Origin of the sequence: Candidatus Frankia alpina, assembly GCF_902806485.1 — a bacterium.
Taxonomy (GTDB): Bacteria; Actinomycetota; Actinomycetes; order Frankiales; family Frankiaceae; genus Frankia; species Frankia alpina.
Window position 1 is genome coordinate 1 of sequence record NZ_CADCWT010000633.1, and the last position, 287, is coordinate 287.

The 287-nt window shown below is 58.9% G+C and carries 1 protein-coding gene; it reads left to right on the forward strand.

Annotated features, from left to right (window positions below):
* A partial coding sequence (locus G6R25_RS25785) for a hypothetical protein (RefSeq protein ID WP_205447484.1) occupies window positions 1-210 on the forward strand: 210 nt, incomplete at its 5' end.
* Between the last annotated feature and the right edge of the window lie 77 nt (window positions 211-287).

The window sequence follows — 287 nt, forward strand, 5'->3', positions numbered from 1 at the left end:
TTCCAGGCCGCTGTAGCAATGATGATCTCCGTTTTGGATCAGCGCAACGTCGCTGACACCCAGCGGCAAACCACAGGTCCGGAGCCGCCGACTCGTCGTCACGCCGCGGAGGCCGGATCGCAAAACGCTCCGGGCCTCTTCGCGATCAAGCCTCTCGGAGGTTTCCCCTGGGGCACAGGCGAAAGCTGGGTCCGTGGAGGCCCGATTTGAGCTTGATCGAGACCGCAAAGTTTGCGTAGTACCTAGAAGATCTCTTGAGGCAAGATCATTTTCGTCCTTGATCACGA